The 6,616-nt window shown below is 26.6% G+C and carries 5 protein-coding genes; 4 read left to right on the forward strand and 1 reads right to left on the reverse strand.

Going from position 1 to position 6,616, the window contains the following annotated elements:
* Positions 1 to 184: 184 nt before the first annotated feature.
* Entirely contained in the window at positions 185 to 2,353 is a 2,169-nt protein-coding gene (locus GBZ86_RS11055; protein WP_152890647.1) for a YhgE/Pip domain-containing protein, read from the reverse strand.
* Positions 2,354 to 2,530: 177 nt separating this feature from the next.
* Here GBZ86_RS11055 and GBZ86_RS11060 point away from each other — a divergent pair, with 177 nt between their 5' ends.
* The 4 genes from GBZ86_RS11060 to GBZ86_RS11075 all read left to right on the forward strand — a co-directional run bounded on the left by GBZ86_RS11060 (position 2,531) and on the right by GBZ86_RS11075 (position 6,393).
* Positions 2,531 to 3,307: an SDR family NAD(P)-dependent oxidoreductase gene (locus tag GBZ86_RS11060; RefSeq protein ID WP_152890649.1), complete on the forward strand. Its 777-nt coding sequence runs from the start codon at positions 2,531 to 2,533 to the stop codon at positions 3,305 to 3,307.
* 50 nt (positions 3,308 to 3,357) lie between these two features.
* Positions 3,358 to 4,230, forward strand: coding sequence for an SDR family oxidoreductase (locus tag GBZ86_RS11065; RefSeq protein ID WP_152890651.1), 873 nt, complete (start codon positions 3,358 to 3,360; stop codon positions 4,228 to 4,230).
* A gap of 106 nt (positions 4,231 to 4,336) precedes the next feature.
* Positions 4,337 to 5,146, forward strand: coding sequence for a glutamate 5-kinase (gene proB, locus GBZ86_RS11070; protein WP_152890653.1), 810 nt, complete (start codon positions 4,337 to 4,339; stop codon positions 5,144 to 5,146).
* Between the two features lie 2 nt (positions 5,147 to 5,148).
* Complete coding sequence (locus GBZ86_RS11075; RefSeq protein WP_152890655.1) at positions 5,149 to 6,393, forward strand: glutamate-5-semialdehyde dehydrogenase; 1,245 nt, start codon at positions 5,149 to 5,151, stop codon at positions 6,391 to 6,393.
* Positions 6,394 to 6,616: the final 223 nt, after the last annotated feature.

Here is a 6,616-nt window from a genome sequence, read left to right on the forward strand (position 1 = left end):
AGACCGGGGGATATCTCGGATTATATCATAATATTAAAAATATATTTGAAAAATTTAGAAATTTTGCTTATAAAACTAAAAATAGCATTTTTGCTTTATGCAAAAATGCTATTTGTCTACAAACTGAAGCTATGAATTTAATATTCATAGCTTTTTGTGTGTGGAAACAATAGTAAATTAAATTTTATTCAGCTAAACCACATTCTTTAAATTTATGATTAATTTTTTCAAGTGGTTTGCTTAAAGGTGTTTTTAGTAATATACCTAATACTAAGAAAACTACACCAAATATAGTTAAATGACTTAAATCATATGTTATATTGCTCCAAACAGGTCCACCAACGGCCTCTCTAGTAGCTCCAATAGCATAAGTAAAAGGTAAAAATGGTTGTAGTTTTTGGAAGAATTCTGGTGTTACTTGTATTGGGAAAGTTCCACCTGAACCAGCTACCTGTAGTACTAAAAGAACTATAGATAAAGCTTTTCCTACATTACCTAAAATAGAAGTTAATGTATAAACTATTATTGTAAAAATAAATGAAGAATATACACTAAATAAAACAAAAAGTTTAAAATCATACACATAAGTACCTAAAAGGTATTTATCTCCTATAGATACTATTAAAGCTTGTATTAAAGTAATTGTTACAAAAGTTAAAAACCTTCCAAAATATTGTTCTAAAGGCTTAGGTTCGTATCCATCTTCAAAGCTATTTACTTCTGTTTTAAGAAGTGAACATAATAATAATACTCCAACCCATAATGATAATATTGTGTAGAATGGAGACATTGCAGATCCATAGTTTGGTATATGGAATATATTATCTTGTTTTAATTCTACAGGATTAGAAATATAGTTAGCCATAAGATCTGGATTGCTTAATAAAATATCAATTAATTTATTTAAATCATCATCATTTATTTTTGATAAATCTTCATTTGCATTAGTAAGGGCTGATTTAATTGTAGGTAATATATCTTTAATTTTATTTGTAAGATTTATACCAGATTCACTACCTTCTTTACCAAGAGTTATTAAATCTTGTAATTTAGGAACTAAAGTTTTTGCATTAGCTAATATTTCTTCAGTATTATTAGTTGCTCCTATAAGATTATTTGATATCTCATTAATAGCAGGTCTAGTAGTAGATTCAAAATAAGCCACTTTTTCATTTATTTTAGATTGTACATCTATAATTGTATTTTCAATAAAGATTAATGTTTCTGATGAAACTTTTTGTCCAGAAGCTAAAGTTTCTTTAATTAGCTTTATTTTTTCTTTATTTTTAACAATTATAGATTGAATATTTTTTAAAGTAGATATTTGATTTTTAATAACATTATTATTAGGAAGTTTTTCTTGTAAAGTTTGTAAAAGATTTAAAGAAGATGTAGCTTTAGAGTTAATTTCATCTAACTTTAAATTAATGCCATCTAAAATTTTATTAATTTTTTCTTTAGATTCAACAGAACTTGTATTTAAATCTTTTAAATTTTTAACTAAAGATAAAACATCCTCATTTATGGTTTTAATTTCTTCAAGTTTAAATTTAAAACTATCAGCCATATTATTTAAATTTGTTTGAGTTTGTGAAATTAAACTATGAGCTGATTCAGCAGCATTTTGTAATTTAGCGATATTATCATTTACTAAAGGAATATTTTTTTCTAATTTATTAAGAAAATCTTTTAAATCTATAGCACCATTATGAGCTTTATCAATTGAAGACTCTATATTTCCCATATTATCATTTATAGAAATAATTGCATTTTTTAAATTAATAAGATTTTCTTTATTATCATTAAGTTTATTTCCAATAGTATTAAAGGATTGGAAAATGGCTGAATTAACTGTATCAACGAAATTTGCAGTAATTTCTTTAATTAACTGTTTAGTACCTGCATCTGTTATTTTAGGAGAAATAGCATTTGCTTTTTCATTAACTTTATATATTAATTCAGGTTTTACAGGATTTGAAGTTATTAATGTTGATATATTTTCAGAAAAATTATTAGGAATCATTATATAAGCATAATATTTGTTATGATTTAATCCATATTCAGCATCTTTTTCATCTACAAATACCCAGCCTATTTTATCATTATTTTTTAATTTATCTGTTATTTCATCTCCTAAGGTTAAAGAATGTCCTTCAACTGTTGCCCCTTTATCATTATTAACAACAGCTACTTTTATACCTTTTGTATTACCATATGGATCCCAACAAGCTTTTATATTAGGCCATGCATATAGAGCTGGTAAAGCACATAAGGCCAAAATAATTATAATTGCTACAGGATTTTTAATTATATTTTTTAAATCCCTTTTATAAATTTTAAAAACATTGAGCATATTTTACCACCTTTTAAAAATCTTTTCGTATATACATGTTATATATAATATATTTTTATACTAATTAGTACAAATTATTTGTAGTTAGAAATGTACAAGTTTATTAAAATAAGTTAATATATCTTTAGAATACTTTTATTATCTCTATTATTTATAGTAGTTTAAGGAGGAAAACGTTTGAATAAATTAGCTGTTATTACTGGAGCAACTAGTGGAATAGGATATGAGTTTTCAAAAATATTTGCAAAAAATAATTTTAATCTGCTATTAACGGGAAGAAATGAGACTATTTTAAAAAAAATGCAAATAGAGTTTACTTGTAGATATAATATACAAGTTTTTATTTTTGTTTGTGATTTGTCAATAAAACAATCCGTTAAAGATATATATGAGTTTATAAAAAATAATAATTTGCAAGTAGATATATTAGTTAATAATGCAGGTATAGGATATAACGGACTTTTTGAAAATATAACTTGGGAAAAAGAAGAAGAAATTATTAGCTTAAATATTATAGCATTAACTTATTTAACTAAATTATTATTAAATGATATGAAAAAAGTAGGAAAAGGAAAAATTTTAAATGTTGCATCTACAGGCGCGTATCAACCGGGACCGCTTATAAACGTATATTATGCAACTAAAGCTTATGTTTTATCTTTTTCTCAAGCTCTTAGAGAAGAGGTTAAGGAACTAAATATAACAGTAACAACTCTTTGTCCTGGAGCAACTAAAACTAATTTTTCAAAACGAGCTGGTAAAGGTGATTTAAAGGTGGCTATGAGTGCTGAATTTGTAGCTAGGAAGGGATTTACTGCTTTAATGAAAAATAAAGCAGTATGTATACCTGGTTTTATAAATAAGATATTAGTAGTTATATCTAAAATTTTACCTTCTAATCTAAATGCAAAGGCAGTAAAAATAATTCAAAAAAAGGCTATATGTAACAAATAAAATGTAAATACTAGTTTTATAAAATAAAATTTATAAAGGTGGTATTTTTTATGAATATAGAAGATAAATTTCCTAAAACGTTACCTAAACAACATCAGAATATTCAGCCAGGTATAGAAAGTGAGATGAATCCAGTACCTATTTATGATTTACCAGAGTATCATAATAATAGTAAAAGATTGAAAGGTAAAGTTGCTGTAATAACTGGAGGCGATAGTGGTATTGGAAGGGCTGTGGCATTAGCATTTGCAAGAGAAGGTGCTAAGATTTGTATAATGTATTTAAATGAGCATGGAGATGCAAATTTAACTAAAGAGTTAGTTGAAAAAAGTGGTAGTGAGTGTTTATTAATAAGTGGTGATATAGGGTGTGAAGAATTTTGCAAAAATAGTATTTCCCAGGTAATTAAAACTTTTGGTGCTATTAATATTTTAATAAATAATGCAGCAGAACAACATTGTGTAAATAAGATAGAAGAATTAACAAAAGAGCAACTAGAAAGAACTTTTAAGACTAATTTTTTTAGTGCAGTTTATTTAACTAAATCGGCAGTTTCAAATATGAAAAAAGGAGATTGTATTATAAATAACACATCTGTAGTTGCATATAAAGGTCATGAATTATTAATAGATTATTCAGCAACTAAAGGAGCATTAACTACTTTTACTCGTTCTATGGCAATAAGTTTAGCAAAGAATGGAATAAGAGTTAATGCTGTAGCACCAGGTCCAATATGGACTCCATTGATTCCATCATCTTTTAATGAAGATGAGGTTGCTAAGTTTGGTGCTAATACTAATTTAGGAAGAGTTGGGCAGCCAGTAGAGTTAGCAGAGGCATTTGTATTTTTAGCTTCTCAAGGAGCTTCTTATATAACTGGTGAAGTCATTCATGTAAATGGTGGAGAAATAATTAATGCATAATATTATCTAATAAAATTAAGAGTTAAAATATGATATAATAAACAAGTTAATAATTAATTTTAGGCAATAACATACATAAGATAACAAAGGGGGATTTTGTTAAATCATGAGAAATCATATTAAAGAAGCAAAAAGAATAGTAATTAAAGTTGGTACGTCAACCCTAACTTATGACAATGGTAGTATAAATTTAACTAGAATAGAAAAGTTATCTAGAGTTATATCGGATTTAAGTAATATGGGAAAAGAAGTAGTATTAGTTTCATCAGGAGCCATTGGAGTTGGATGTGGAAAGTTAAGATTGCCTAAAAAACCGGAGACAGTACAAGAAAAACAAGCTGTAGCAGCTGTAGGACAATGTGAATTAATGCATATATATAGTAAGTTTTTTGGCGAATATAGTCATGTTGTTGCTCAAGTTTTACTTACTAGAGATGTAATAGAAAATAATAGAATGAGGAATAATGTGTGTAATACCTTTGAAACTTTATTAGCACAAGGAATAATTCCAATAGTTAATGAAAATGATGCTATTTCTATTGATGAGATAGAAAATTTGCATAACTTTGGAGATAATGATAATTTATCAGCAATAGTTGCCACATTAGTAAATGCAGATACTTTAATAATTTTATCTGATATAGATGGATTCTATGACTCAGATCCAAGAGTTAATGATGATAGTAAATTAATAGAAGAAATATATGAAATTACTGATGAAATAGAAAAGTGTGCTGGTGGTGCTGGAACTAATAGAGGAACTGGTGGAATGATTACAAAGCTTTCAGCAGCAAAGGTAGCAAATCGTAACGGTATAGATATGGTATTAGCTAATGGAGAAAAGCCAGAAATTGTATTAGATATATTAAATGGTTTAAATATAGGAACAATGTTTATATCAAAAAGGGGGAACTAGTAATGAGTGAATTAATTACAAAAGGACAAAAAGCTAAAAACGCGGCATATATATTATCTAATTTAAGCACTAATGAAAAAAATAAAGCATTAGGAAAAATAAGTGATAAGTTAATTGAAAAAGTTCAAGAAATAATATCAGCAAATAAAAAAGATTTAGAAATAGCTGTGAATAAAGGTACGTCAGCGGCTATGTTAGATAGATTAAGTTTAAACGAAAAAAGAATAGAAGATATATCTAAAGCTGTTGCAGATATAGTTTTATTAGAAGATCCAATAGGTGAAGTAACATCTATGATTAAAAGACCAAATGGTTTAAAAATAGGTGTTCAAAGAGTTCCTTTAGGAGTTATAGGAATAATATATGAAGCAAGACCAAATGTAACAGCAGATGCAGCTGCACTTTGTTTAAAAACAGGGAATGCAGTTATTTTAAGAGGTGGTAGTGAAGCAATAAATTCTAATATAAAAATAGTAGAAGTTATAAGAGAAGCATTAAAAGAAAGTGGATTACCAGAGGATGCGGTTCAATTATTAGAAGATACATCTAGAGAAACAGCTACAAAATTTATGAGATTAAATCAATATTTAGATGTTTTAATTCCAAGAGGTGGAGCTAATCTTATTAAAGCAGTTGTAGAAAATGCTACAGTGCCAGTAATTGAAACAGGAACGGGTAATTGTCATATTTATATAGATAATGAATGTGATATGGAGATGGGAAAAAATATAATTATTAATGCTAAAACATCAAGACCAGCAGTATGTAACGCAGCTGAAAGTTTATTAGTTCATGAAAAAATAGCTAATGATTTTTTACCACTTGCATTAGAAAAACTTGCTGAAAAAGGAGTAAAAATTAAAGGGTGTGAAAAAACAAAAGCTATATTTAAAGAAGTAGAACTTGCAACAGAAGAAGATTGGTCAACAGAATTTTTAGATTATATTTTATCTGTAAAAGTAGTTAAAGATATAGATGAAGCAATAGAACATATTAATGAATATGGAACTAAACATTCAGAAGCTATTGTTACAAATAATTATTTTAACTCAGAAAAGTTTCTACAAAGGGTAGATGCGGCTGCAGTTTATGTTAATGCATCAACTAGATTTACTGATGGTTCAGAATTTGGATTTGGTGCAGAAATAGGAATAAGTACTCAAAAACTTCATGCTAGAGGACCAATGGGTTTAAAAGAGCTTACTACTAGTAAGTATATAATTTATGGTAATGGACAAATAAGATAATTTTAAATAGTTTGTAGACAAAAGATGATTTCTGAGAAATATTAGAAATCATCTTTTTATTAAAATTTTTGAAACTTAAAAAAGTAAATTATTTATGATAGTGTAAAGTTTAATATGAAAAAATAGGTTAGATATTATTTTGAAAATATTATTTTTAAAAACTATCAAAGATTATTTTTAGGTACAACAAAAAGACCTTCTATGAGAAGATTTTAAAAATATT

It is taken from the genome of Clostridium tarantellae, assembly GCF_009295725.1.
Taxonomy (GTDB): Bacteria; Bacillota; Clostridia; order Clostridiales; family Clostridiaceae; genus Sarcina; species Sarcina tarantellae.